Consider the following 26,984-nt stretch of genomic DNA (forward strand, 5'->3'; position numbering starts at 1 on the left):
TTAATACCAGTCAATAATTGTTAGTCCTGAAATTCTGGAAAATTCATTAATATTGTGAGTAACTAGAGTTGCTTGCAATGCTATAGCTATTCCAGCAATTAAAACATCCATTTGACCTATTGGAGTTCCTTTTTGTTCTAAGTCAGCGCGAATTTTAGCAGCAGCAAAAGCAGCATCTCTATCAAAAGGAACTAAGTTAACTCTGTTTATAATTTGTTGCAGTTGTTGGGTGCGTTTTGCGGGTGAATTTGATTTAGCAATTCCTACTTGTAATTCAAAGAGAACAATTGTAGGAATTATAATTTCTTGGTTCGGTATTTTAGCGAGATTTGCAGCAACTTGTCCTTGACCTTTAAAATAATAAATCAAGGTGTTGGTATCTAAAACATACATTTTAGAAACTCTCCCGCAAAACATCTTCTCCTGCACTGCTGCGAATTTCTTCTAAACTAGGAAAATCATCTTTCCAACTTCCAGCAAGTGAATAAACTAATTCTTCCCAAGCAAGGTTTGTAGAATCATTGATATTTTGGTTAGTATTTAGGTGTTTATTACGGATAAATTCTGCAAAATTGAGAATTTCTTCAGCTTGTGCTGGGGGTAGAGTTTTCACAAGTGTGTAAATTTGTTCAGCAATTGTCATAATTTTTTCTGCATCAGGATATTGATTTTATCTGTGGGTTACTAATATTTTAATTTGTCTGAATCAGGATGTCCAGGACACCTTTCGGGAAGTCAAAAGTCAAAAGTCAAAAGTTAGAATTTTTTTGTCTGAATCAGGATGTCTAGGACACCCTTCGGGAAGTCAAAAGTCAAAAGTCAAAAGTCAAAAGTTAGAATTTTTTTGTCTGAATCAGGATATCCAGGATTTGAGGATTTTCAGGATGTTATTGGATGATTGTTTTTTGGAAGTTGGGGATTTTTCAGGATGCTTTTGAATGATTGGTTTTGAATAATTTAAACTATCTATAAATTACCATCCTGTACATCCTTTAATCCTGGTTATCCTGATTCAGACAAAGTGAAACCTAACATCTACACATTTTTGAAGTGTTGGGTTTCGTTCCTCAACCCAACTTACATCTAATGGTTTTAACCGTTGTTTTTTATTAAATTACCATAGCCACTCTAGGAGAGCCATTAACCACCATATTACTTGCTCAATTTCTATCTTCCTGATACTGTCAACTTCAGAAAATAAACCCACCCATTCCTTAATAATTTGCGGACGGTTTTTAGGTTCTAATTCCAATCCTTTAACAATTGCTTGATTTAACTTATCACTAATCCTAGAATTTAATTCCTTCGGTTCTATTAAAGTCCGATTATCTAGCTTCCTTGCTAAACAAGGTGTGGCAGTATCTCCAGTCAATAAATAAAACAAAGAAGCAGCTAAAGTATAAACATCAAGAGTTGGTGCTTTCTCTGTATCTAACATTTGTTCCCAAGGTGCAAAAGCTAAATTAGCAGCTTGGTTAATACTCTCACTGTCCACATTTCCTACTAAACCAAAATCTATCAAAACTACAGTATTGCTATTTTCTCTTAAAATCATATTTCCAGGATGTGCGTCCCGGTGAATAATGCCATTTTCATGACAAATAGATAAAGCGTCAGCAATTTGTTTAATATAATCAATAGTAGTAGATTCTGATAAAATACCTTTATCCTGTACTAAATGATATAAATTTTCACCCTTAACAAAATCCATCACCAGACATGGTAAACCATCCTCCTCAAAAAAGTCTATAATTCTGACAATATTGGGATGTTGAAGTTGGGTAATCTCTGCTAATCTTCTTCCTTCCTTGCGAAAACCTTCCACATATTTAGGATAATTAGCATCTCTACACAAACGACTATTAGGAGTTTTAATAACAACTGGTAAATTCAAATCTTTATGTATAGCTTTAAAAGTAACACCAAAACCCCCAGAACCTATTTCTTCTTCTATTACATATTGGGGACGTTGTTGTAAAGGCTTTCCAGGTTGTAACATAAAAAGATGTATGCTTAAATATGCCCGTAATTGTAACATAACCCAAGCATCAAAAATAATCGAACACAGATAAACGCAGATAAAAACTAAAACCTCCTCCCTCCGTGTCCTCTGTGCCTCTGTGATTCGTTATCATAAAACCTATAGAAAATCTCTCTTAAACCCTCTTACCTTCGTGTCCTTTGCGTTCTTTGCGGTTCGTTAAAAAAAATCCCACTCAGCAACATGATAAAAATCCTACACCTTTCAGATATCCATATAGGAAGCGGTTTCTCCCACGGCCGCATCAACCCCGCCACCGGCTTAAATACACGATTAGAAGATTTTGTCAATACCCTATCTTTGTGTATCGATCGCGCTTTATCAGAACCAGTAGATATGGTGATTTTTGGTGGTGATGCTTTTCCCGATGCCACACCCGCACCCTACGTACAAGAAGCCTTTGCTAGTCAGTTCCGCCGCCTTGTAGATGCCAATATACCGACAGTTTTGTTAGTTGGTAATCATGACTTACATTCCCAAGGTGTGGGCGGCGCAAGTCTAAATATTTACCGTACTCTTGGCGTTCCCGGTTTCGTGGTTGGTGATACATTAACTACCCATCATATCCCCACCCGTAACGGTAAAGTACAAGTAATTACACTCCCTTGGTTGACTCGTTCCATGTTGATGACTCGCAAGGAAACAGCGGGTTTATCTATGGCTGAAGTCAATCAACTTTTAACAGAACGCTTAGAAGTGGTTTTAGAAGGAGAAGTGAGAAAACTTGATCCTGATGTACCTACCGTACTTTTAGCCCATTTAATGGCTGATAATGCTATGTTAGGTGCTGAACGTTTGTTAGCTGTGGGTAAGGGTTTTACTTTACCTTTATCTTTGTTAACACGCCCTTGTTTTGATTATGTGGCTTTGGGTCATGTTCACTGCCATCAAAATCTGAATAAATCTAATGATCCACCAGTGATTTATCCTGGGAGTATAGAAAGGGTAGATTTTAGTGAGGAGAAGGAAGATAAAGGTTATGTAATGGTGGAGTTGGAAAAAGGTAATGTAGAGTGGGAATTTTGCTCTTTACCTGTGCGGACATTTCGCACTATTGAGGTAGATTTATCTAAAAGTGATGATCCGCAGGATGTTTTGTTAAAGGCGATCGCCAAATATAATCTTGAAGAAACTGTAGTTAGGTTAATTTATAAATTGCGTTCTGAACAGTTAGATTTAATTGAAAATTCCGCAATTCATAAAGCTTTAAGTACAGCGCACATCTATACAATTCAACCAGAATTAGTTAGTCAATTAGCTAAACCGCGTATTCCTGAATTAAACGCTAGTAGCAGTATAGATCCGATGGAAGCATTAAGAACATACTTAAATAATCGGGATGATTTAAAAGATATTGCTACAACTATGTTAGAAGCTGCACAAACTTTATTAGAAGATGAAGAAATATTGCTCAATAATCTTTAGTTAACGCAGATAAACGCAGATAAACGCGGATATTTCATGAGATAAATTAACTTAAATTTAACGGTTAGTTTGTCAATCATCTGGCAAAATTGTTATATTTCAGAAACTAGGTTTTACTGGACTTTTTATGTCCTTCTACCCTCAAATTAAACAATTTGTCATCGGTAAATCTCTACCTACTAGCGCCCACAGTGAGGAGAGATTAAGTAATGCTGCTGCTTTGGCGGTTCTTTCTTCGGATGCGCTTTCTTCTGTTGCGTATGCGACTGAGGAAATTTTATTGGTGTTGGTGGCCGCTGGTAGTGGTGCTTTGGGTTTGTCTCTACCTATTGCGATCGCCATTATATTTCTCTTGGGAATAGTTGTTCTTTCCTATCGTCAAACCATCCGCGCTTATCCTCAAGGTGGTGGTTCTTACATCGTCGCTAGGGAAAATCTCGGTTTATATCCCGGTTTGGTAGCTGGTGGTTCGTTGATGATTGATTATATTTTAACCGTAACTGTCAGTATATCTGCGGGTACGGCGGCTTTAACATCAGCCATTCCCGCACTGCAACCCCATACAGTGCTTTTGTGTTTAATTTTCATCTTTTTATTAATGTTGGCAAATCTGCGCGGTGTGAAAGAATCTGGTAGGATATTTATGATTCCTACTTATGCGTTTATTGCCAGCATTTTTCTGCTAATTATTGTCGGTTTGTTTAAACAAGTTACGGGACAAGTTATTACAGAATATCCACCAATTCCTATTACTAAAGAATTGAGTTTGTTTTTCATTTTACGGGCTTTTTCTGCTGGTTGTACAGCATTAACTGGGGTAGAAGCTATATCCGATGGGGTGTTAGCTTTTAAACCTCCAGAATGGAAAAATGCACGATTAACTTTATTTTATTTGGGAACAATTCTGGGTTTAATGTTTGTAGGAATTACATTTTTAGCTAATTCTTATCATGTTGTTCCCGCAGAAGGACAAACGGTAGTTTCTCTTTTAGGAAGAGAAATTTTTGGTAATAGTCCGGTTTATTATTTTGTGCAAATTGTCACTTTATTGGTTTTGTTGTTAGCAGCAAATACCAGTTATGCCGATTTTCCTAGACTGTGTTACTTTTTAGCAAGAGATGGTTTTTTACCCCGTCAATTAGCATTATTAGGCGATCACTTAGTTTACTCTAATGGTATCGTTCTCCTGAGTATTTGTGCAGCCATTTTAGTCATCATCTTTAAAGGACAGGTAAACGCTGTTATTCCTCTTTATGCAGTGGGTGTATTCACATCCTTTACCCTTTCTCAAGCAGGAATGGTACAACATTGGTTTAAAGAAAAAAGCCAAGGTTGGAAAGCTAGTGCGATCATGAACAATTTAGGTGCGATCGCCACTTTTATCGTTCTCCTAGTCATTATTTCGACAAAATTCCTCTTAGGTGCTTGGTTAGTTGTAGTTGCAATTCCCGTTGTAGTCAGTCTTTTTGTAGCCATTCATCGTCACTATCAATATGTAGCACAACGCCTCAGTATTCAAGACATAGCACCCCGGAGTTATATACCCAAACCAAAACCAGAAGTGATCACCCATCCTGCATTGGTGATAGTTGGCCAACTCAACCGAGGAACAGTAGAAGCTTTAGACTATGCTCGCACAATAGCAGATGAAATAGTCGCTGTTCATGTAGATATTGGTTCAACAGATCAGGAAAAACTGCAAGAAAAATGGCGCAATTTAGAGTCAGATATTCCCTTAAATATTATTGACTCTCCCTATCGTTCTGTAATTAGCCCCATTGTGAATTTTGTCAGTGAATTTGAAGAACATCACCCCGATGTTTTCACCACAATTATTATTCCTGCTTTTGTCACCCGCAATTGGTGGGATAGCATTCTGCACAACCAAACGACTTTATTTTTAAAGAATGCTTTAAGAGCAAAGAAAAGTCGCGTTGTTACAACTGTCAGATATTATTTGTAAAATCATTTGTAGGGGTTGAGCAGTGCTAAACATCCACTTATTTAAATGATTGAGAAAATTAAAAAAATCTTGCTGCATCTACTTGCTGCATCTATATTAGAAGCAGCATCAAATCTATTAGCAAATAAGATTTATTGCAGATTCCCTGCACCAACTAATAACCTTCCCCTCTATTCAATCTTTCTTCATGTTTGGTAATTACCCACAGTGCATGAATACTACCGGGAAGCCAACCCAGCAAGGTTAACAAAATGTTAATTATCAAAGTTATACCTACACCCTCTGTTAGAAATACTCCCACAGGAGGTAAGAACAAACCAAGCAGCAAACGAGTTAATTTCATGGGATGATTCCTATTTTTTCAAAACTACTTACTTGCTTTCATTTAAGATTCAGTCGTGATTTGACTATTATTGCCTTGTAACTCCAGATTTCTTTCTGCAAAGTATTTATTGATGAAGGTATTAGCCAAAGATAGAACTACTGGAGCGAGAAGAAAAGCGATAATTCCCTGCACTCTAAACCCAGGAACTAAAACTGATGCTAACCAAAAACAAATGCCGTTGACTATTAAAGAAAATCCACCGAAAGTTACATAAGTCAATGGTAAGGATAGGGTGGAAATAATTGGTTTAATTGAACCATTAATCGCACCAATTACTAACCCAGCAATTAAAGCTGCGGGAAAATTGGCAATTCTAACACCAGGAAAGATGATATCGACAATTAACAAGCTTAATGCTGTAGCGAGTGCGGTTAAAAATGTCGCCCACATTATTTTTACCTCTCTAACTGCTACCTTTATTTTTCAAGAATTTTGCAGTTTTCACATCTGTTGCTAGATAGGATTGAGGTATATCGAAAGGATGATTTTTCACTTATAGGAAACTGGAGTCTTTTCCAGTCAGCGGTTTTCACTCCTGACTCCTGACTCCTGACTCCTGACTCCTTGCTTATTGTTTGACTGCTTTCATTGATAAACCAATGCGTTTTAATTTTTCGTTCACTTCTAATACTCTGACTTTTACTACTTGTCCAACTTTAACTATTTTCTTGGGATCATCTACAAATCTATCTGCAAGTTGGGATATGTGAACTAAACCATCTTGATGTACTCCGATATCAACAAATGCACCAAAGTTAGCAACGTTGGTGACTATTCCTTCTAGTTCCATTCCCTCTTTTAAATCGCTAATTTCTTTTATTCCTTCTTTGAATGTTGCATACTTAAATTCTGCACGGGGATCTCTTCCTGGTTTTTCTAGTTCGTTGAGAATGTCACGCAGGGTTGGTTCTCCAATGGTGTCAGTTACGTATTTTTTGAGGTTGGTTTTTTTCAGGTTTTCAGCTATTTGTGTTACCTGTTTTAATGGTACTTGTAAATCTTTAGCGATCGCCTCTACTACAGGATAACTTTCTGGGTGAACTGCGGTGTTATCTAGGGGGTTTTCTCCATTTCTAATTCTTAAAAAACCTGCTGCTTGTTCATAAGCTTTTGGTCCTAGTTTCGCTACTTTTAACAGTTGTTTGCGATTTTTGAATGCGCCGTTTTGGTTGCGATAAGCAATTATATTGTTAGCAACTGTGGGGGTAATTCCTGAAACAAAGGTGAGCAATTCTTTGGATGCGGTGTTTAAATCTACTCCCACATAATTCACACAACTTTCTACTGTTTCATCGAGTTTCTTTTTCAGCAATTTTTGATCAACGTCGTGTTGATATTGTCCCACACCAATTGATTTGGGGTCAATTTTTACTAATTCTGCTAGGGGATCTTGTAATCTTCTCCCGATACTAATTGCACCTCTGACGGTAACATCTAAATCAGGAAATTCTGCTAGTGCAACTTTGCTGGCTGAATATATGGAAGCACCAGATTCATTGACTATGACTTTAACAGGTTTGCGTTCACAAGTTGTTAATACTTCTGTTACAAATTCATCGGTTTCACGGGATGCTGTTCCGTTACCAATGGCGATTAATTCAATGTTGTATTTTTGAATTAATTTCTTTAGTGTTTGTGCTGCTTTTTGTCGTTGTTCTGCTGCTTGATGAGGGAATACGGCTTGATATTCTAAGAATTTACCTGTTTGATCTAAAACTGCAACTTTGCAACCTGTTCTAAAACCTGGATCTATGGCTAATGTGGGTTTCATTCCCGCAGGTGCAGATAATAATAATTCCCGCAAATTAGCTTCAAATGTTTTGATTGATTCTATATCAGAATAAGTTTTTTTCTCAGAAATTACTTCACTGATAAGAGAAGTTTTCATCAAGCGGTTAAAGGCATCTTTTAACATTGCTTGATAAAAGTCTCTGATATTTCTAACTTTGGTTTTAATTTCTTGAGATTCTAAATAAGAAAGTACAAAATCTTCATCAAAATCAATGTCAAAATTTAAGATTTTTTCTGCTTCACCCCGACACAAAGCCAGCATATTATGAGGGGCGATATTTTTGACTTTAATTTGATAATTGCGGTACATTTCAAATTTGGTTGTACCTTCTGGATGTTCTTCTTTAATACGGGAAACAAATACCCCTTCATCTAAGAAATAATCCCGCAGATAGGCGCGTAATTCTGCTTTTTCTGCTACTTCTTCAGCTAAAATATCTGATGCGCCTTTTAATGCTTCCTCTGCATTTTTTACGCCTTTTTCTTCAGAAATATATTTTGCCGCTTCTGTTTCTAAGTCAGCACCTACGCCATTTTTCACATTTAATGATTTAATAAATGCTGCTAAAGGTTCTAGTCCTTTCTCTCTAGCGATAGTTGCACGGGTGCGGCGTTTTGGTTTGTATGGTAAGTATAAATCCTCAAGTTCTGTTTTTTGTAAACAGGAGGTTATTTTCTGCTGTAGTTCGTCTGTCAGTTTACCTTGTTCTGATATAGCATTTAAAATTACTTGCTTTCTTTCTTCTAATTCTGTTAAGTATGTATGCCTATCAGATAAGTCCCGTAACTGCACTTCATTCATTTCTCCAGTGCGTTCTTTGCGATACCGTGCAATAAAGGGAATTGTCGCACCCTCAGCGAAAAGTTCCAGTGCGTTCTGCACCTGATGGGGTTTAAGTTCTAGTTCTGTTGCTAGTAATTGCGGAATGTTCAACATTCGATTTTTTAGTTAAAAATGCTACTTCAAAATTTAATATGCTTGCTCAATATGCCAGTACAAGCCTGTAAATTTCATAATATACCCAATTATATACCCAATTATATACCCAGTTATATAACTTAAACTGTTTCCTATCCTCAGTTTAAGCTTTGTTCAAGAAAAATATTGTAAAATTCTTGTAAAGGAAACATACGTAAGTGTATAATCAATTCTTATTCCTCCTATAGGTTGAATCTATGGATTTCAACCATGAGGCTGTTAGTTCAGGATTGGTTAAAATGCCTTTGTTTTTTCTGATTCCATTATTTACTGGGTTAATTACTGGTTACTTTTGGAACAAACATAATGATGAAGTTGCTTATATTTCAGGTGTATTGACGGCTGTAACGCTGATTCTGAGCCTGATTGTTGCACCTTGGCAAATTCAGTTAAGTTTGTTAGTTTTTGTACTTTTATTTTCTAACAAGTTGTTGAAGAAATATTATTAAACGGTTTGTGGTAAAACAGTAGCAATGCGACTCTACACACTCAAAGAGTGTACATGGCGTTGCTACGTGGTTTCATCCATTTGAAATGCGTTGGTTATATTTCGTTCTAAAATCATGATCTAGTTACCAATCACCAATCACCAATCACCAATCACCTATTACCAATCACCAATCACCAATCACCAATCACCAATCACCAATCACCAATTACCAATCACCAATTACCAATCACCTATTATGAATTAATTTCTCCTCTCACTAAAATTACTGTACTATCAACACCAGAAGCAATATTTTCAGGAATATTACCGTGAATTGCTTGTTGTAATAAACCCTCACGAGAAGCACCCAAAACTACAACATCAAAATCTTCTTTCTTGACTAAATTAATTACCCCTTCGGTAACAGAATCAGCTTCTATAGGTGTTGCAAAAACATTACTATGTAAATTGCGGTGTCGGATTAACTGACGAGTATATTCTTCTAAAAATTGCAGATTTGGTTTTAATTCCGATGGTTTAAATACTTGAGTGAGGCGAATTTCTGGCTCATTTCCTAATGTGACTAAAGCTGGTAATAATTTAATGGCTATAGGTGCATTTGGTCCCCCTGCCATTGGTACTAACCAACGATTAAAATGGGGAGGTTCTGAATAATTGCCTAACTTCACAACAACTACATCACAGGTAGCTTGACGAATTATAGTGTCAACAACAGTACCAAAAATACGGCCGGGGGTAGAAGTATTTCCTTTCCAACCCATGAACATTAAATCTATATGACGTTCTTTGATTGTTTCTAAAATTGCTTGCCCAACATCATGGGCAACTCGTATTTGTGTATGAATAGGAATATGCAATTTTTTGGCTAAAGCTTCCGCGTGTCTGAGTAAGCGACGACTTCTTGTAGTTCTGACTTCTGTTTCTGATGGGGAACTGTTACGGGATACTAAAATAATTTGTAAACACTCTAATTCATAATGGCGATCGCGGGCAATAGTAGCAGCCATTTGTAACAGAGTGTCTGCTGTATCTGGGTTAGCAAGTGTAACTAATAATCTACCTCTACCCACACTAGGCGATCGCGTTTGGTACACTACATAAGATGGTTCTGGTTGTGGTCCAGTCATACCATTTTTACAGTTCAGATGATCTGCTTCTGCTCTAATAATATCTGCACGAGTAATAATACCAATCAATTTTTGTTTTTCTACCACTGGTAAACGACTAATTTGATAACGATCCAGTAAATACAGTACATCACTCAAAGTTTGTGTCGGCTTAACTGTGATTGGTTTTGGTGTCATTATTTCCCTTAAAACTGTATGCCGGAAGGGGTAAACATTTTGTATATCTGATTGAGTAATAATTCCCACTAATTGATTTTTTTCTACCACTGGAAAACCCCGATGATGAGAACGAGAAAAGGCTTGAATTGATTCTTCTATAGACATTTCTGCCTCTAGAGTTTCTACCCGTTGCTGCATTACATCCTTGGCTGTTAATTCAGTTAATACCCCTTCAATTGGAGCATTTTTCTGAAGTTTGATCCCATTTAATAGTAAAAGTTTTTCATACAGTGAACCAGGTAAAACTTGATCCGCAACTAAATAAGAAGTGACAGAAACAATCATCAAAGGTAATACAAGATTGAAATCTGTCGTCATTTCAAAAATAATCACAATAGCTGTAATTGGAACTTTAGAAACGGCGCTAAAAAAGCCCCCCATTCCTGCTAAAGCGTAGGTAGTCGGAGAACCAAAACCCCACAGTTGAAACTCACAAACTCCAACTATATGACCTAAACAAGAACCTAAAATTAAACTGGGTGCAAATAATCCCCCTGGAGCGCCAGAACCAAAGGCAATTAATGTTAAAATAAATTGACTAATAAAAGTGATAATTGCTAACAAAAGATTCGGTTGACTGGCAATCATATACTCCCGTAAACCAGCATTATCACGATAATATTCCGGGAGTAAAGCCACTATTAAACCCGAAATCAAGCCTGCTAAAGCCACTCTTAAAGATAAGCTAATGTGTAATCTCCGATAAGTTTTAATACTGAATATTAAACCGTGATTAAATACAGCACCTAGCAACCCTGCCAACACACCTAACAATAAAAATATAGGAATTTCTTGCAGGGAAAATTGGCTAGAATAGTCCATTAATTCTAGGTTTAGTTGCAAACTTCCACCACCTAATAACCGGGAAATTACACCACCGATAAAACAGGCAATAATGGCAGTTCCTAAAGTTAGTCCTGATAAATCTTGGAGTAACTCTTCAATAATAAATAATACCCCAGCAATAGGGGCATTAAAAGCAGCGGATAAACCAGCACCTGCACCTGCGGCGATCATTTGGCGGCGATGTTCTGGGGAAGTGGGAAAAGTGCGACTCATTCCGGCCGCTAAACCTGCACCTACTTGGACAGTGGGGCCTTGTCTTCCTAATGTGATCCCCGAACCCAAGGCAATGATAGCACTGAGTAACTTAATTAATGCCACTCGCCAGGATAACTTAATAGGAACATTAGCAAGACTAGCTTTAACTTGAGGAATACCACTACCTGCGGCCTCTGGTGCTAACCTTTGTACCAACCAACCTGCTAAAAAGCCAAAACTCATCCCAATTAAAGGTAAAGTTAGCCAAGCTGGTAAAAGTTGGGTACTGTGAACTCGCCATGTTCCCAACCAACCTGAACCTTGTTTAAGTAATACTGCTGATAAAGCCGCAATAATTCCTATGACACAAGCTTCAATATTGGCATAGCCCATTGAAGATATTGCTAAACTTTTTTTGGACTGCCACAAGTTGCGAAAACGCTGGGTTAGTATGTCCAGGGAAATCATAATTTAAAATTTAAAATTCAACATTCAAAATTGAAAAATAACCTCCATAAATCATAATTCTCTATAATTGGTGATTGGTGATTGGTGATTGGTGATTGGTGATTGGTAAAATTATTAGCTATTCTCTCTTACCTTCTTACTGTCACCTGTCACCTGTCAACTGTCACCTGTCTCCTGAAATCAACTATTTTTCCCAGTTGTAGAAAGTCCTTCCACTATCAAAGATGGAGTATAACAAGAACCATTCCAGTCTGCATCCCCACCGAGTTTAACTATTTGTTTGAGGGCTGTGTAAACATTGCCGGCGACCATTGTATCTTTAACTCTACCAATTATTTGACCTTTTTTTACCAAATATCCCAAATCAATATTGATAGAAAAATCACCAGAAATTCCTCCTCCTCCTCCTAGCATTTGATCGACTATTAAACCTTCATCCATATCTTGAATTAATTCTTGTAACGTTGCTTTACCAGGTTGGATGAGAAAGTTAAATAAACCAGGGGTGGGATAACTACCCAAACCAGGACGAAAACCATTACCAGTGCTACCAATACCTAATTGTCTGCCAATAGTGCGATCGCTATAAAAATTGCGTAAAATTCCGTTTTCGATAAATATCAAAGACTTGGTAGGATTGCCTTCATCATCAAAAGGACAACTGTAAGGACCTGCTTGGGGGTTTTGGTAAAGGGTGAGAGAGGGTGCAACAACAGGTAGACCCTTTTTTTCTGCCCAAGGAGAAGCTTTTTCCAAGACTTGCTTATCCATTTAATGCCGCTTGCACAGTTCCCCAAAGCATATCCGCAGCTTTGGAAGTAAATAAAACTGGAAACCGACCGCTAGGGGTAGAAACGTTTTCTTTTGCCCAATTTAATCGCTGTAAAATTTGATTCGCCACTCTGGCGGGTTCAAGTTCACCGCGTTGAGTTTGTCCATCAGCAACACTGAGAAAATCATCACCCCTGACCCATTCTGCGGACATATAGCAACTGAGAGTAGTATCAGTATAGTGACAATCCAAACCTTTGCTATTGATTAACCGAGTATTTTCTACATCACATTCCCAATCACTATTACAGAGAACATCAGGATAGAATTCACGCACGATAGCGATCGCATTTTTGCCCCAGTCTATCAGTTTGTCCACTGGAACAGCTTCCCCCAAATCAGGGTAATATTTTTCAGAATTACTACTGAGTTCTACAGGTTCAGGGTGATTTAACTGACTGAGAACTAAAGCTCGTTCTACCATCCCTTGAGGATCTACAGAACCGTAAGCCACAGTCAGTCCTGGACGACCGTTTCGCCATAGCCGCAATGCTGTACCTTCAGATTGACTGGTTTCTAGTTGTTTTAAGCGGTTGGCCTCAAAAAACACAGGACGAGAAAGCGATCGGGACTGATACACTTCCGCAGCCTCTGCGCCAGATTTTAAAGCCAGTTCTAGCAACTGTTCCGCTAGTGTATCTTGTGACAATTTTGCAGAACCCATTTCCCTTGATTAATTGTGGATTTTGGATTTTGAACCCCAGATAGACCAGTCCATTATCCCATCAGCGTGCATCAACAGTTATTATTTTTGGGTAATTGGGGACTGGTCACCAGTCACCAGTCACCAGTCCCTACAGATTCACCTCTTGTAACAGCCAAAAACCAGCAAAAGATTGAGCTTGGGGATCGGACTGGACACCAATAAAATGCACTCCATTGGCTTGTTGTTTGGCTGCTTCAAAACCTTGTGCTTCTTTGAGCAGTTGAGGAGTTCTGATATTTGCCAAAATCCAACTTTCTGTTGCACCGGTTTCTAAAATCAATCTGTCTCCTTGACTGGTATCAAATCGCAAATAAGCTAACTCTAAACCTGACATCCACCCAGCGATAGGTAAAGCTCTAGGTGAAAAAATCAAAATCCCCGGAATGCGAGTTTCTGGGGGTAATTGTGCCAATTCTAGGGGAAAAGCTTCACCAAAGCCAATTTCCCATTCTGGCATATCTGCAAAATCTCCGGCTTCTAAACTCACAAATGCCCATTGTTTGCCTTCCAACGCATCCGGTAAACGCTGGGGTAAGGGTCTTTCTAAGCGCACAGAAAGATTTGTACCGCCTTGATATCCTGGTTCTTGGGGATAAACTTCCTCCATTCGCTGTTGTATCCATTGATTGAGAATCAATGCTTTCCGACTAGGTAAGGCAGGAATACCTATATCTTGACAGGCTTTGGTAATCATATTATTCATTTGCCGACGGAAAAAGCGGATTTTAATTGGTGCTTTTCCCGCTTTCTTGATCGCTTCTTGTAACGCTGTCCGCAACCAAACTGAATTTACTTGGGTACTAGGGCAATATTGAGCATAGCGAAACAAGGAATCTGTTTTAGTGCGTACATCAGTAGGACTTTCACACACTAAGACTTCCCAAACTTTTTTTTGATTTGCGTCCAATATCGGACGAGAGTAAAAATCGAGTTCCCAAATACTGCCCATGTTATACGATGAAATCTGGCGAGTTGATGTTTTGTTGTCTTTCCACTCTACCAATCTACAGCCGCAATGAACGATCATTCATTACTCATCATCGGCTCTAATTGTCGCACTTGTGCTGGTAAATGTTGTTCCATCCAATTACTCAAATCCGAGAGAAATTCACGATAATTAAGATCACAATGTAAATCGTGATATGCTCCCGAATATTCAATACGCAACTTATCTGGGTAAGTTACTCGTTGATAAAAAATTTCACTCCCCTCTGGAAAAACCACTCTGTCAGCACCACCATGTAAAATCAATAAAGGTGCTTTCCATTCTTCAGCATGGGCATTAATCCAAGCTAGTGTAGTAAAGAACTCTGTAGAAAAACGAGCGGTAGCACGGGTATGGCGTAAGGGATCTTGAGTGTAGGTAGCTACAATTTTCGGATCTCTTGAACCTGCGGTGATGTCGAGTCCAGTATTTAAGGAGAAACGCGGCCACAACCTCGAAAGCATTTTTCCCAGCAGTACGCGCACTGGTGATACTCCCACTTCTCCAATACTAGGTGCAACTGCAATCACTCCCTGTAATGCAGATATCTCTTCTGGATGGCGCAAAGCATATTCTAAAACTATCATTCCCCCCATGCTGTGTCCAAATAGAAAAATTGGACATTCTGGTTGTTGCTGTTGCATCATTTTTAAGAATGTTCGCACATCATCACGAAACTCGGACCAAGTATTAATGTAACCTCTTTGACCTGGTGATTGTCCATGACCACGCAAATCTAAGCCATAAACAGCATATTGCTGAGGTAACAAATGTTCAATTATATTTTTGTAAAGTCCGCTGTGTCCTCCGAGTCCATGTACTAATGCTAATATCCCCCTGATTTTACCCCCTGGATTCCAGTTTTGATAATACAGATCAATTCCCCCAACACCTTTAAATGTGCCTACGCTGTGGTAAATAGTCATGATTAGTTTTTTACCTAATTTCCCAGCAAGTTTTTAGCTTATCAACGTACATTGTAGGGAAAATATCTTCTAACTGTGGGAGGATTACAGAAATTTTGGTGATTGGTGATTGGTGATTGGTGATTGGTGATTGGGTTGTTACAGTATGTTGTAAAGATGGAAAATAATAACGAGTCTGATAATTTACCGCTTTTGACTGAGAACGCTATTAAACGGGTTTGGGAAGGTGTGGCGGCGGCGAGCGATCGCACTATTCGAGATACTATTGATACTACTCTCAATCAGTTATCTGCTATTGATCAGGAAAATACAGAACCGCGAGTTAATGCTAATATCAGACGTTGGGTGTTGCGATCGCTCATTCATTGCTTTTTCCGTGTCCATGTAGAAAATATGGAAAATATACCGCAGACATCAGCTATTTTAGCTGCTAATCATCTCCATCATTTTGATCCCTTGATTTTACTCGCAGAAATACCGACTCAATCGTATTATTATATTCTTGGTGATGCCCGCACTCTCTATAATAAATGGTGGAAACGCCTGATTTTAGGTTTTGCAGGTGGTGTTATTCCTTTGGAACGCATTTGGGGAGAAGAACAGGCTGTTATTGCTGCTGCTGAAGCGGGAAGGGATGATTTAAAGGAACTGGCAGAAGTTATTAAAAGTACCGTTAATCCTGGTGGAAATATCCAAACAGTCCGCCGCATAGACCGCATTGTTTCGGCAATTTTAGCCCGTGGGGATGGGTTGATGATTTTTCCCGAAGGTAGACTGGGAAATGCTGAGGGTCGTTTGCATCCCCTAAAACGGGGAACTGTAATTTATGCGTTGCGGGCTGGAGTGCCAATTGTACCCATAGCATTAATCGGCACTCATGATTTATTTTGGAGAAAAAAGTTAACAATTTGGGTAGGTGAACCTTTGTATTTTCCTGCAACTTCTCGGCCAAAGCGTCAGGAAATAGATGTAGCTGTGGAAACTTTGGAACAAGCAATAAGGGATTTGTTACCTACAGATTATCATGAACCGGAGGGGATAAAGTTGTTACAACATTTTTTGAATCGGATGTTGTGGTAATAAGATTTTTGATCACGCAGAGTCGCAGAGTCGCAGAGAGGAAGAAAAAGGAAATAAGCACCCAAATTGTTATAGTCTATTCCTAAATTTAAAAATCCTTAACCGCAGTTATTTAAAATGCAAATAGACTTTCACCACGGTGTTACCTACGTAGTGGCACGACTAGCGGGTTTTAAACATGAAGATGCTAGTATTATCGCTTACTGCGCCCAATATGTAGATGATGCCATTAATGGCGGTATTATTAAATTTGATAATGGGGCGATGTTTACCCGCATCAGTTCAGCGCATAAGATGTTAGATTATCGCAACTTTCAAGAATTAGCAAATTATCATGTGTGGATACCTTTTCATTTTTTACCAGGAAATGGGGGTAAAAAAGCAGGTGAGAACCCGGAAGGAAAGTTTATTGAAAAGTTAATTTGTCGTCCTAATAGTGATGTTGCACAGCAGATGGTAAGGGAGTGTATTCAATGTCGTCAAACTGCTTATAGTTTACATCGTTTAGGGATTACAATGCACGTTTATGTTGATACTTGGGCGCATCAAGGTTTTGCAGGTGTTAACCATCGAGTTAATGAAGCGAAAAAATTACTTGATGAAAATGACAAACCTGATAAAAATTTGATGGATAGATTGAAAAATTATTTTGTTAGTGAAGCTTTACCTTTAGGACATGGTGCGGTTTTAAGTCATCCTGATAAACCTTATTTACGTTGGGGTTATATTAATGGTAGAGGTGAGAAAATTAGACGCAATAATCCTGAAGATTTTTTAGAAGCTGCTGATAATATGTGTAAGGCTATGCAGCGTTATTTATTAGGTGATGCTGATGCCATTGTACCAGGTTTACCGGAAGCAGATAAAAGTTTAATTGCTTGGATGTTAGAAAATATTAAAGATAAAAATGGTCATGCACGTCATCACAAATGGTTAGATGCTATTTCTCAAGGTAAATTTAGTTTTGGAGATGCTAATGTAGACTATATTCCTAAAGGTCAAGGGTCTTGGAAATATCAAGCTTTACGAACTGAAAAAGCAGTTGATAAGGATAATGAAATTTTCCACTATCATCCTAGTTTTTTAGTCAGTAATTGGAAATTATTTCACGACGCTTTACAAGCACATCAATTTTATATTATTCATGATTTATTACCTAAATATGGCATTTGTGTAGCTTAATTTAGGTGAATTTTAGACCCCAACTTCTGGTATTATATTGTAAAAAAGTCGGGAATATTTGCATTTTAAAATATGGATTAAATTAATATTCCAACTAACCAACAGCAAAATTTGTATAGGGTCGAATTTTGGGATGACGGAAACCAAGTACAATTAATTTGATAATCTTGTTCTTGATTAAAATCTGTCCTAGTTCTATTGTAAACAATTATGGTAGATATCACGTCTTGACATACTCAATTTATTGGATAATGTTGAAAAAACTAACCTTGCAACAATCCTTTAAAGAAATAAATCATGTTCATAAAAATCATTTCTATCCACAGCATGACGTGATCCAACCATGCTAAAATTTGCTCTAATGGGTGTTTTTCATACCCGATAAATGTAGCGGTTGTCTCTATCCAGTCGGGTTTTAATTTATGTTTTTGTTGTTGTTTTTCCGCTTCTCTTTCATTTGCAAAACTAGATTCAGGTGTTGATGATACAGATTTTTTGTTTTTAAAAACCTTCCTTTCCTTTGTATTTAATACTTCTTGATTTTTGTCTTCTGTGGTGTTAGCCTTGATTTCTGCTGTGATTTCCAAATTACCAAATAAATCACCCCAAGTTAACCAAGAATCTCCGGTTAACTCAGATGTTTGAATTTGCCGAGTATCAATAAATGTGTTAACAGTTTGGTTGGGAATTTCATGAAATTTATAGTCTTTTTCATCTTCCCTAAGTTGGGGAATTTTTCTACCACCAAAAAAGTAATTAATTGCAGATTCAATTAAAGCTGGAATATTCAAAGTTGGCTGTTCTAAATTATCAGCATTTACAGAAATTTCTCCCCTAGCTTCTACCTGTTCTTTCCCATAAATAAAGATATCTAATTGAGTTTTGGCAACTTTAATAATTCCCTGACTTTGTTGTTTTACAGGCACAATTGCTTTAGCTTCTAATTTGGCTAAGGCTGTATCTAAAAATGCTAAAATTTTACCAGGATAAGATTTGATTTCTAGGGTGTTTTGATTTTCGGTAACATTTGTTATACTAGAATCTGAACTATTAGTTAATTTGTTTAAAATCCGGTCAATTTCTGGTAATAAATTCTGCTCTTTTTGGGCTGCTACTAATTGTAAAACTTGGGAATATTCGGCAATTTCTTGATTAATTGTATCATTTAATTTTCTTTGTTGGGATATTGTCAAAACATCAAAAACTTTGTTATTGTCGCTGACAAGTACCAAATCTCTAGTTTCTAATTTGACAGCAATTCCCTGTACAGTGGGGATATGATGCTGTAAAGTATTTTCTGATGGTAATTTCGGCGCTTTTTGAGTTTGCAACCACCCAAAACTATGAGTGATTTTTTCCCAGGTTTTACCTAAGAAACCTGAAGATTTGACATTTTGTAAAGTTTCTGATTCAGCAGCGGCAGCAGATGGTAAATTTTTAACTAATTCTATGACGTTCTGAATAGGCGTGTCTGCTGGTGGGGGAGTATGGGATTTTAAGTATGTTTGGGTGGTCTTAGCTGAAGTTTGTAATTTCTTTCCTGGTTGTTTATCAGGCTGCAATGCTTGATACAGTGGATAAAGTAACGCCTCTACACTCCATTTTGTAGCAACTTGTAAGTTACGGATGGTACTTTCTAATTTTTGACTCAACCGCCGAGATTGCTGATTGAAGAAGTTAAATACTTTACTTTGATAAGGACGAGATGAACTGGAGGACATGATATCAATATAATTAGTCTGTAATTAGGCTGAGTTTTGATTAATTTTGCCGATTCTTGTGAAATGTGATTGCCCGTAACTTGTGATTGAGATTTAGTTAGTGATATAATCATAACTGAAAATAAATTCAGATGAGTTTAATTTTGACAATCTCAATTTATGTTTAAGTTCTGAGCGTGGTTTTCTCTTGTGAATTTTCATTGTTGATTTTCTCTAACTTTTCATTTTACTCCTATGGATACTACATCTATATCAAAGACTGTTGAAAATTTACGCTCTTTATGTCAAATTAATATCCTTTCTTCTTGGGTTTATCAGCAAGGTAATTTAGAAGTTAATGAGTTAGAAGTTAATGAGGTAGTAAATTCTGATCTATCTGACTGGCAATCTGTTAAGATAAATCAGAAAAATCAGGTTGTTTGGGATGGGGGAAAACAGGTTCTTTGGTTAGCGCAAAGGTTCACTGTTCCTGAAAGTTTGCAAGGTTATCCTTTATCTGGTTTGTCTTTGCGGTTGTCTTTGCTTTGGTGGGCTGATGCGGTTGAGGTTTATGTTAATGGTAATCTGGTTTTAATTGGGGATTTATTTGATTGTTCCCCACGGGTGCTTTTAAGTCAAGGGGTAAAACCGGGTGATGCGTTTTTTGTTTGTTTGCGGTTGGTGAGTCCTGGTCATTGTGATGGTGCTTTGGTGCGATCGCTTTTAATTTTTGAGTCTTTGGGTTACAATGATGTAGACCCGGGTATTGTGGCTGATGAGTTGGCTATTACTCATGTTCTTTTGGAAAGGTTTTCACCGCAGGGTTTAGCTGGTTTGGTTGCGGGGGTTGATGAGGTAAGGAACCGCAAAGGCGCAAAGAACGCAAAGGAAGAGAGGGAAGAAGAAGATTGGAAGAATGTTGTTTTTAACCTACGTCAGCTTTTACTTCAATCCAAAATCCAAAATCTAAAATCTAAAATATATTTGTTGGGTCATGCTCATTTAGATTTAGCATGGTTATGGCCTGTTTCAGAAACTTGGAACGCTGCACAAAATACTTTTGAGTCGGTTTTAAGGTTACAATCAGATTTTTCTGAGTTAATATTCTGTCATTCTACTCCTGCTTTGTATGCTTGGGTTGAGGAAAATCGTCCTCTGTTATTTCGGGAGATTCAAAGTCAGGTAAAATCTGGAAGGTGGGAGGTTTTGGGGGGTTTCTGGGTTGAACCAGATTTGAATTTGATCTCTGGTGAGTCTATTGTTAGACAATTATTATATGGTCAGCGTTATTTTTTGCAGAAGTTTGGAAAAATATCTCCCATAGTTTGGGTCCCTGATACTTTTGGTTTTTGTGCAACTTTACCACAGTTTTTGGTAAATGCAGGGGTTGAGTTTTTTGTTACTCAAAAGCTACGCTGGAATGATACTACTAAATTTGATTATGGTTTATTTTGGTGGCGATCGCCAGATGGTAGTCAAATATTAAGTTATATGTCTGCTCTCATCGGGGAAACTATTGATCCGGTTAAGATGACTCAATATCTGTGTGAGTGGCAAACTCAAACGGGTTTATATGATGCGCTTTGGCTTCCTGGTGTCGGTGATCATGGTGGTGGTCCTACTCGTGATATGCTAGAAGTAGCACGACGCTGGGAACATTCCCCCATTTTACCCAAGTTGCAATTTTCCACCGCCGAAAATTATCTACAACATATAAAATTAGACTCGGAAAATTTACCCGCACCTCTCCCAATATGGGAAGATGAGTTATATTTGGAATTTCATCGCGGATGTTATACGACTCACGCAGATCAAAAACGCTACAATCGTAAATCTGAACATCTATTATATCAAGCTGAGTTATTCGCAACTCTGGCAACTTCTATATATGGTTGTGAATATCCGAAAATGGAAATAGAAACTTCTTGGAAAAAAGTTCTGTTTAACCAGTTTCACGATATTTTACCCGGTTCTTCTATTACCCAAGTTTATCACGATGCGTTACCGGAGTGGGAAGAAGTTCAACAAGTGGGAAATAGAATTTTAGATGATGCTTTAAGGGCGATCGCATCTCACATTACTTTACCACAACCACCCGAACCTAATACTATTCCTATAATAATTTTTAACTCTCTCAACTGGGAGCGATCGGAAGTTATACATATTATAATGAACCGCAAAGAACGCAAAGAACGCGAAGTCAAGAGTGTTTCAGAGGGTGCTTTTGTTAGTTCCCATATTTTTAGTTTAGAAGATCAGAGTTGGAAAGTTTACGATGTTCAAGGAAATGAAGTTACCACCCAACAAACCGCAAATTCTTTATTATTTTTCGCAACTGTCCCATCTATAGGATATCAAATATATTGGCTTTCTCCCACATCGGAAAAATCAAACATTGCAAAAAACGAACTTCCGAAAAATTGGACTTTAGAAAATGAATATCTCCAAGTAAAAATTAACCCCCAAACCGGAGATATAGACAGCATTTTTGATAAAAACCAACAACGGGAAATATTAAACGGTGCAGGAAACCAACTCCAAGCTTTTCAAGATAGTGGACAATATTGGGACGCTTGGAATATTGATCCAAATTATAGCACAAAACCCCTACCTCCAAGCGAATTACTATCAATTCAATGGTTAGAACATGGAGAAATTCAACAGAATTTACAAGTGATTCGTAAAATCGGTAAATCTGAATTTACCCAAAATTACATCTTACAAAAAAGTACCCCCATCCTTAAAATTAATAATACTGTAAATTGGCAAGAAAATCAAGTATTAGTTAAAACCAGCTTCCCTTTAAATTTTACCACCGAAACTGCAACTTATGAAATCCCCTGCGGAGTCATTAACCGCCCAACTAACCCCCAAACCACCGCAGAACAAGCAAAATGGGAAGTACCCGCTTTACAATGGGCGGATTTAACCACAGAAACAGATAGCGGAAAATACGGTTTTAGCTTACTCAATGATTGTAAATATGGATACGATGTTAAACCCAATCAAATCCGTCTGACATTATTAAGAAGTCCCAACTGGCCAGACCCAGAAACAGATAGAGGAATACACGAATTTACCTATAGTTTATATCCTCATCTTGGCAGTTGGCAAGAAGCGGAAACAGTGAAAAAAGGATATGAATTAAATATACCATTAAATGTGTTGATAAATCCAGAAATCAAAAAATCTGCATCTGGTATTTTACCGAATCAAAGTTTTATCAAATTAGCAGATAATAATTTAATTATCACAGCTTTTAAAGTCAGTGAAGATGATAGTAAAAAAATCATTTTGCGTTTTTATGAATGTCATGGAGAAACAGCAGAGTTAGGTTTAGAAAGTGCATATTTTAGGTTAGGGGAAGCGGTTGATTTATTGGAGAGGAAGGTAAATGAGGAAGTTGGAAAAATCGCACCTTGGAAAATTGGAAGTTTTGAAATACTTGTCTGAATCAGGATTTTCAGGATGGTAATTTTTAGATGGTTTGTTTGTGTTTAAAGTTGTATTTGTCTGATTCAGACAAATAAAATCCCCAACTTCCCACCAAAAATCATCCAAAAACATCCTGTAAATCCTAAAATCCTGGTTATCCTGATTCAGACAAGAATATAATATAGATATAATTTCCACTAAAAACCTATGCAATCCCTCAACATTACATTACCAGATACATTAGCAAATGCTCTCAATAGTTATATCAAAGATCAGGAAAATCTATTACCTGCTAATGATATTATTGAAAATGCCATCATCGAATTTTTGAGTCAACGTGGTTATTTACCTCCAAAAAAACCAATTAACTTTACTCCTACAACTAAAGGAAGCGGATTTTTGGATACCTCGGTAAATCATGATCAAATTCTCGCTAAACAAATATACTCACAATCATTACCACCAAACACACCTTGAGAGCTATAATTGCTGACACTGGACCCCTTTATGCTGCTATAGATATAGATGATCAATATCATCAGCGTTCAAAAACTCAAATACAAAGAATCAATGCAGAAAATTTAACAATCTTAGTTCCCTTTCCTGTTTATCTAGAAACATATAATCTTTTGCTATATCGTCTGGGAACTGAACAAGCAATTAAATTTGCTAGAGATTGTATAGAATCAGTTTATTTTATTAACCCTTCCCAAGAACAGTATATAGCAGCAGCAGAAAAGACCGCTTTTTTTCCAGATCAAAAAATTACTCTCTGTGATGCTATCACTGCGATTTTATCTGAAGAAATGAAATTGCAAATATGGACTTATGACTATCATTTTGATGTTATGAAAGTGCAGGTATGGCGTTAGAATTGGTTTCATCCTGTACATCCTATCATGGATCTTCAACTCCCAACAAATAATCATTCAAAAACATCCTATAAATCCTCAAATCCTGGACATCCTGATTCAGACAAATAAAATCTCCAACTTCCCAACAAACAATCATCCAAAAACATCCTGAAAATCCTATAATCCTGGTTATCCTGATTCTGACAAAAAAATCCTCAAATAAACAACTATGAAACACCCCAAACTAGAACAAATTATGCAAGAATTATGCGATAATTTGCTTGCAACTTATCAAAATCAACTCATAGCAGTAATTCTTTTTGGTTCTCAAGCGCGTGGTGATGCTACTCCCGATTCAGATTTTGTCCTCCTAATAAAAATTCTTGATAAATACCTATTTTGCTTTTCTTTCTTCTGTCTACATAAAGACTTAGAGTTAACATTATGTCAAAGTTTTCCGTCTGCGGTTCAGTTAGTGATTTTTGAGAGAAACAATAGCTAAAATTAATAACCGCAGGACTTTCTACAGTATTATCTAAAATTCTATCAGCCCCAATTTTGGTAACAGCATCTTCAAAACTACTCACACCCCGACTTTCATCAGGAATAGTAGTTAAACAGTCCTTTAAAAATTTTAAACAACTGATAAAATTACTTTTACCTGAACCATTAGAACCGATAAAAATATTCAAATTATCTAACTCTATAGGATGCGGTAGAGACAAATTTTTATAATTCTTATTTTCAATAAGTTGTAAAATAATTTGATTCATAAATATTCACCTATATATATGAGTCGGGGATCTTAATTTTAACATCCCCAAAGGGTGGGCATAGCCCACCATCATATCAAACTAATCACGCTTTTAATCTTCGTGATCCTCAAAAGGATCAGCTAATTCCCTGCTTGGTGGACCAAAGGATGTGTAAATTGCCATACCAGTAATAGCAATCAGGATGGCAGAAAAAGAAACACCAAGAACTAAACCAGGTTCTAAGTCCATAAATTTAGAGTTATATTATGAGCGTTATCTTCTAGAGTATTACAAAACTTAACGTAAATACTATATTCTCCATTCATTAAAGTCAGGTAAACCGCCCTACCCTGATAGTGGTATTATCGTCATAGTCAGAATCATCCCAAACGTAAGGTTAAAATCCTGCTGAAATATTGCAGCACCCTACAGAGGGGAATAAAAAAATAAAAAAAGTTTTGGCAACTGATCTTAGGTGAACTATGGCACAACGGACTAAATTGGGAGATATCCTCAGACCCTTAAACGCTGAATATGGTAAAGTATCCCCCGGTTGGGGAACAACACCTTTAATGGGTGTTTTTATGGGTTTATTTTTCGTGTTCTTGCTCATTATTCTGCAAGTTTACAACAAGTCTCTGTTAATTCAAGATGTACTTGTAGACTGGCGCAGTTTAGGCGGCTAATTGCTACACAGCTATTATAACTTGGATACAAGTTAATATAGACCCGGCCTGTCCGGGTTTTTCAGTTAATAGGGAACAGGGAACTTTTAACAGGGAACGGATAAAGAATTTTTCTCCCAGTCCCCAGCGATGCACTGAGCTTGTCGAAGTGTCCCCAGTCCCCAGTCCCCAGTCACCTGATATATTTGAAGATGAGCTAAAGGAAAAAAAATAATGAATATATTTGGTATTGGTTTGCCAGAAATGGCTGTAATTATGGTAGTAGCTTTATTAATCTTTGGTCCTAAGAAACTACCAGAAATCGGTCGTAGTTTGGGTAAAACCATTCGCAGTTTCCAAGATGCTTCTAATGAGTTTCAAAACGAATTTAAGAAAGAAGCGGAAAAACTAGACCAACCTGTAAAAACCACTGCTGAACTCGAACCTAAACAAATAGAATCTACTAAACAGGATAATTCTGTCTAAAATTCTCCAAATTTCAGATTTATCCTCTAAATTAACCCAAAATCCAAAAATCGGATGACAGAAGCTGTTAAGCAACCTGCTTTGGTTATTCCCCAGTTAATAGTCGGGTTGGGGAATCCAGAGCCTAAGTATGATCAAACACGCCATAATATTGGTTTTGCGGCTATTGATGCTCTTGCCCACGCTTGGCAATTTTCTTTAACCGAAAATCGTAAGTTTCAAGGACATTTTGCAGAAGGTTTAGCACCTGGAGGCGGTAAAATTCGGCTTGTAAAACCGCTAACTTACATGAACCGTTCCGGGCAATCAGTCCAAGCGGTAATAAGTTGGTATAAAATACCTCCTGAATCTGTGTTAGTCATTTATGATGATATGGATTTACCGTTAGGGAAAACTCGCCTGCGTTTATCTGGTTCAGCAGGTGGACATAATGGGATGAAGAGTATTATTTCCCATTTAAATAGTCAAAACTTCCCCCGCTTACGCATCGGTATTGGTAAACCCAAAGGTGCAGCAAATGATGATAATGCTGACACGGTTTCTCATGTTTTGGGAAAGTTCTCTGCTACAGAATCAAAATTAATGAATGTGGTTTTAGACTTTGTGGTTGAGTGTGCAGAACTCACATTAAAGCAAGGTGTAGAAAAAGCCATGAACCGTTGTAATAGCTGGAGTGCTGAGGGATAGGAGTTAGGAGAAGGAGTTCAGGAGTCAGGAGTCAGGAGTCAGAAAGTAAATATTTATCCCCAGTCACCAGTCACCAGTCACCAGTCACCAATCACCAGTCACCATTTTTGTTAGATGGAAAGCGATTTCCGCTAACTCCATCTAAGCAAGACAAAAGGCTTACGCACTAAGTTCCACCAATAAAATTACACCCCATCAGGGGTGTGTCGCAGCTTCCTGAATTATTTTAAGAACATGGTAAAGGTATTGTGCTTGATTGATAAGGATATCTCAAGCAATCCATTACCAAACCGAATAGGTTTATTTAAAACGGCGTTTCCGTCTAGCTGCGACTGCTTTACGTTTGCGCTTTTCCAGGGGGGTTTCAAAGTGACGATGATACTTTACGTCAGCCAAAATTCCAGCTTTGGAAACCTGGCGTTTAAACCGACGCAGGGCTGAATCTATTCCTTCGTTTTCTCCTAGAACCACTTGGGTCATTCTGGGTCTTTCCTCAATTTGTCAATTATCTCCATTGTAATATTAGCCGCAAACTTAGCAAAACTATATAGTGTCATAGTGTCAAACGAGTTTGATCTTATTTTGGAATTAACTATCTTGCCCATTTAAGCTGATTCATAAATATTTTAAAATAATTAAAATTAATTAAAATTTTTACATCCTTAACTTGTAATTAAACCCACATTCCGCACCCTGATCTGGCACATAGAGAAATTACGGAAATAAGAAAGGAAACTGAGCCTAAAAAATCACATATTAGCGAAAAAATACATTGTTGAAAAAGAAAAACACCAAAAATGCC

General features: G+C 37.4%; 24 protein-coding genes and 2 pseudogenes. 12 read left to right on the plus strand and 14 right to left on the minus strand.

Annotated features, from left to right (window positions below; genetic code table 11):
• The 3 genes from H5968_RS14400 to H5968_RS14410 form a co-directional block, all read right to left on the minus strand.
• Positions 1 to 393 (minus strand): type II toxin-antitoxin system VapC family toxin, encoded by a 393-nt coding sequence (locus tag H5968_RS14400; RefSeq protein ID WP_187040511.1) that lies wholly within the window; start codon positions 391 to 393, stop codon positions 1 to 3.
• 1 nt (position 394) lies between these two features.
• On the minus strand, positions 395 to 643 hold the full coding sequence (locus tag H5968_RS14405; protein WP_187040512.1) for a DUF2281 domain-containing protein: 249 nt from the start codon (positions 641 to 643) through the stop codon (positions 395 to 397).
• A 471-nt stretch (positions 644 to 1,114) separates the two neighbouring features.
• Positions 1,115 to 1,999, minus strand: a complete 885-nt coding sequence (locus tag H5968_RS14410) for a serine/threonine-protein kinase (protein WP_222620682.1) — start codon at positions 1,997 to 1,999, stop codon at positions 1,115 to 1,117.
• 225 nt (positions 2,000 to 2,224) lie between these two features.
• Between H5968_RS14410 and sbcD the strand changes: the two genes are divergently transcribed.
• Together sbcD and H5968_RS14420 are read left to right on the plus strand one after the other, a co-directional pair.
• Complete coding sequence (sbcD, locus tag H5968_RS14415) at positions 2,225 to 3,466, plus strand: exonuclease subunit SbcD (protein ID WP_187040514.1); 1,242 nt, start codon at positions 2,225 to 2,227, stop codon at positions 3,464 to 3,466.
• A gap of 127 nt (positions 3,467 to 3,593) precedes the next feature.
• Positions 3,594 to 5,429 (plus strand): APC family permease, encoded by a 1,836-nt coding sequence (locus tag H5968_RS14420; protein ID WP_187040515.1) that lies wholly within the window; start codon positions 3,594 to 3,596, stop codon positions 5,427 to 5,429.
• A 154-nt stretch (positions 5,430 to 5,583) separates the two neighbouring features.
• Here the strand turns inward: H5968_RS14420 and H5968_RS14425 are convergent, their stop codons facing one another.
• The 3 genes from H5968_RS14425 to H5968_RS14435 form a co-directional block, all read right to left on the minus strand.
• Positions 5,584 to 5,772, minus strand: coding sequence for a YqaE/Pmp3 family membrane protein (locus H5968_RS14425; protein WP_187040516.1), 189 nt, complete (start codon positions 5,770 to 5,772; stop codon positions 5,584 to 5,586).
• Between the two features lie 42 nt (positions 5,773 to 5,814).
• The gene (locus H5968_RS14430; protein ID WP_096566009.1) at positions 5,815 to 6,204 is read right to left on the minus strand and encodes a phage holin family protein; all 390 of its coding nucleotides are present in this window, start codon (positions 6,202 to 6,204) and stop codon (positions 5,815 to 5,817) included.
• Between the two features lie 178 nt (positions 6,205 to 6,382).
• Complete coding sequence (locus tag H5968_RS14435) at positions 6,383 to 8,542, minus strand: Tex family protein (RefSeq protein ID WP_187040517.1); 2,160 nt, start codon at positions 8,540 to 8,542, stop codon at positions 6,383 to 6,385.
• A gap of 281 nt (positions 8,543 to 8,823) precedes the next feature.
• Between H5968_RS14435 and H5968_RS14440 the strand changes: the two genes are divergently transcribed.
• Positions 8,824 to 9,033, plus strand: coding sequence for a hypothetical protein (locus tag H5968_RS14440; protein ID WP_096572584.1), 210 nt, complete (start codon positions 8,824 to 8,826; stop codon positions 9,031 to 9,033).
• Positions 9,034 to 9,268: 235 nt separating this feature from the next.
• Here H5968_RS14440 and H5968_RS14445 read toward each other — a convergent pair whose 3' ends face one another.
• The 4 genes and pseudogenes from H5968_RS14445 to H5968_RS14460 form a co-directional block, all read right to left on the minus strand.
• Entirely contained in the window at positions 9,269 to 11,890 is a 2,622-nt protein-coding gene (locus H5968_RS14445) for a chloride channel protein (RefSeq protein ID WP_187040518.1), read from the minus strand.
• A gap of 180 nt (positions 11,891 to 12,070) precedes the next feature.
• Positions 12,071 to 13,385 (minus strand): annotated as a pseudogene (locus H5968_RS14450) (TldD/PmbA family protein).
• A 130-nt stretch (positions 13,386 to 13,515) separates the two neighbouring features.
• Positions 13,516 to 14,376, minus strand: coding sequence for a Tab2/Atab2 family RNA-binding protein (locus H5968_RS14455; RefSeq protein WP_187040529.1), 861 nt, complete (start codon positions 14,374 to 14,376; stop codon positions 13,516 to 13,518).
• 74 nt (positions 14,377 to 14,450) lie between these two features.
• Positions 14,451 to 15,338: an alpha/beta hydrolase gene (locus tag H5968_RS14460; RefSeq protein WP_187040519.1), complete on the minus strand. Its 888-nt coding sequence runs from the start codon at positions 15,336 to 15,338 to the stop codon at positions 14,451 to 14,453.
• A 156-nt stretch (positions 15,339 to 15,494) separates the two neighbouring features.
• Between H5968_RS14460 and H5968_RS14465 the strand changes: the two genes are divergently transcribed.
• Together H5968_RS14465 and H5968_RS14470 are read left to right on the plus strand one after the other, a co-directional pair.
• Positions 15,495 to 16,418 (plus strand): 1-acyl-sn-glycerol-3-phosphate acyltransferase, encoded by a 924-nt coding sequence (locus H5968_RS14465; RefSeq protein WP_187040520.1) that lies wholly within the window; start codon positions 15,495 to 15,497, stop codon positions 16,416 to 16,418.
• A gap of 117 nt (positions 16,419 to 16,535) precedes the next feature.
• Positions 16,536 to 17,600 carry a DUF6765 family protein gene (locus H5968_RS14470; protein ID WP_187040521.1) on the plus strand — a complete coding sequence of 355 codons (1,065 nt, stop codon included), beginning with the start codon at positions 16,536 to 16,538 and terminating at the stop codon, positions 17,598 to 17,600.
• Between the two features lie 263 nt (positions 17,601 to 17,863).
• Here H5968_RS14470 and H5968_RS14475 read toward each other — a convergent pair whose 3' ends face one another.
• On the minus strand, positions 17,864 to 19,321 hold the full coding sequence (locus H5968_RS14475) for a hypothetical protein (protein WP_187040522.1): 1,458 nt from the start codon (positions 19,319 to 19,321) through the stop codon (positions 17,864 to 17,866).
• 234 nt (positions 19,322 to 19,555) lie between these two features.
• On the opposite strand from H5968_RS14475, the gene H5968_RS14480 reads away from it, so the two are divergent.
• From H5968_RS14480 to H5968_RS26140, 4 genes and pseudogenes are all read left to right on the plus strand, one after another.
• Complete coding sequence (locus H5968_RS14480) at positions 19,556 to 22,753, plus strand: alpha-mannosidase (RefSeq protein ID WP_187040523.1); 3,198 nt, start codon at positions 19,556 to 19,558, stop codon at positions 22,751 to 22,753.
• 189 nt (positions 22,754 to 22,942) lie between these two features.
• Positions 22,943 to 23,212, plus strand: coding sequence for a hypothetical protein (locus H5968_RS14485; RefSeq protein ID WP_137668830.1), 270 nt, complete (start codon positions 22,943 to 22,945; stop codon positions 23,210 to 23,212).
• Entirely contained in the window at positions 23,209 to 23,607 is a 399-nt protein-coding gene (locus H5968_RS14490; RefSeq protein ID WP_187040524.1) for a type II toxin-antitoxin system VapC family toxin, read from the plus strand. The genes H5968_RS14485 and H5968_RS14490 overlap by 4 nt, the downstream gene beginning before the upstream one ends.
• Positions 23,608 to 23,845: 238 nt before the next feature.
• Positions 23,846 to 23,917, plus strand: a pseudogene (locus H5968_RS26140) (nucleotidyltransferase domain-containing protein); the annotation flags it as partial.
• 16 nt (positions 23,918 to 23,933) lie between these two features.
• On the opposite strand, the gene H5968_RS14500 reads toward H5968_RS26140, so the two are convergent.
• Together H5968_RS14500 and psbN are read right to left on the minus strand one after the other, a co-directional pair.
• Positions 23,934 to 24,362, minus strand: coding sequence for an AAA family ATPase (locus tag H5968_RS14500; RefSeq protein ID WP_187040525.1), 429 nt, complete (start codon positions 24,360 to 24,362; stop codon positions 23,934 to 23,936).
• A gap of 93 nt (positions 24,363 to 24,455) precedes the next feature.
• Positions 24,456 to 24,593, minus strand: a complete 138-nt coding sequence (gene psbN / locus H5968_RS14505; RefSeq protein ID WP_096566031.1) for a photosystem II reaction center protein PsbN — start codon at positions 24,591 to 24,593, stop codon at positions 24,456 to 24,458.
• Between the two features lie 233 nt (positions 24,594 to 24,826).
• On the opposite strand from psbN, the gene psbH reads away from it, so the two are divergent.
• The 3 genes from psbH (at position 24,827) to pth (ending at position 26,182) form a co-directional block, all read left to right on the plus strand.
• On the plus strand, positions 24,827 to 25,030 hold the full coding sequence (gene psbH, locus H5968_RS14510; protein ID WP_096566033.1) for a photosystem II reaction center phosphoprotein PsbH: 204 nt from the start codon (positions 24,827 to 24,829) through the stop codon (positions 25,028 to 25,030).
• Between the two features lie 213 nt (positions 25,031 to 25,243).
• Positions 25,244 to 25,495: a TatA/E family twin arginine-targeting protein translocase gene (locus tag H5968_RS14515; RefSeq protein ID WP_137667466.1), complete on the plus strand. Its 252-nt coding sequence runs from the start codon at positions 25,244 to 25,246 to the stop codon at positions 25,493 to 25,495.
• Positions 25,496 to 25,549: 54 nt separating this feature from the next.
• Positions 25,550 to 26,182: an aminoacyl-tRNA hydrolase gene (pth, locus tag H5968_RS14520; protein WP_187040526.1), complete on the plus strand. Its 633-nt coding sequence runs from the start codon at positions 25,550 to 25,552 to the stop codon at positions 26,180 to 26,182.
• Positions 26,183 to 26,482: 300 nt separating this feature from the next.
• On the opposite strand, the gene rpsU is transcribed toward pth, so the two are convergent.
• Complete coding sequence (rpsU, locus tag H5968_RS14525; RefSeq protein WP_008226419.1) at positions 26,483 to 26,662, minus strand: 30S ribosomal protein S21; 180 nt, start codon at positions 26,660 to 26,662, stop codon at positions 26,483 to 26,485.
• Positions 26,663 to 26,984: the final 322 nt, after the last annotated feature.

The organism is Sphaerospermopsis sp. LEGE 00249 (genome assembly GCF_014299995.1).
GTDB classification, from domain to species: Bacteria; Cyanobacteriota; Cyanobacteriia; order Cyanobacteriales; family Nostocaceae; genus Sphaerospermopsis; species Sphaerospermopsis kisseleviana.